General features: G+C 41.5%; 1 protein-coding gene. It reads left to right on the top strand.

Annotated features, from left to right (window positions below; all coding sequences use genetic code 11):
• A partial coding sequence (locus RV13_RS20500; protein ID WP_071876012.1) for a replication initiation factor domain-containing protein occupies positions 1-609 on the top strand: 609 nt, incomplete at its 5' end.
• Positions 610-624: the final 15 nt, after the last annotated feature.

The raw sequence follows: 624 nt of genomic DNA, 5'->3' as shown, positions 1-624 counted from the left end.
GCTGGATGTCGTTTCTTAGAAGAGCAGGCGGGACATTCATGGTTAAACTTTTTCCAACAACTAATGATAATATCCAAGCATGTTTCTATTGAACGTTATTCAGTGAAGCGTTTGGATATAGCGATTGATAGTTACACCAAAGAAACGTTATCTCCCAACCGGGCGGAAAGCTACCTAAAGAAACGACTAGTGACTTCTCGCTTCAGGATAAGCCGAACGATTAAGGAGTATCACGTTAAAACAGCTGAGGTTACAGGCGATAGTATTTACTTTGGTAAACGTACAAGTGATCTGCATATCGTTGTTTACGACAAGCAGTTAGAATCTGACAGTGATTCTTGTTGGTTTCGGGTAGAACTTCGTTTCCGTAATCTCTGGGGTGAAAAAGTGGTGGCAGCCATATTAGATCAGCCAGACAGGTTTTCGGAGTTTATCTCAGATGTCTTGAAAACAACTATTCAATTTCGATCAAGTGTTCATAGGCGATCAGAGGTGAGACGTCAACCATTGGCAAAATGGTACTTAGATTATCTATCCTATGTTCGGCGGCAAAGCTTATATGGGCTTAACTCGTGCGAAACAAAAGGGGGTGTAACCCTAGATGATTGATTATGATGATCCGGA

The sequence above is a fragment of the Enterococcus raffinosus genome, from assembly GCF_001886185.1.
Classification (GTDB): Bacteria; Bacillota; Bacilli; order Lactobacillales; family Enterococcaceae; genus Enterococcus_A; species Enterococcus_A raffinosus.
The sequence above is the reverse complement of the archived record's forward strand: the minus strand, read 5'-3'. Positions and strand labels throughout refer to the sequence as shown.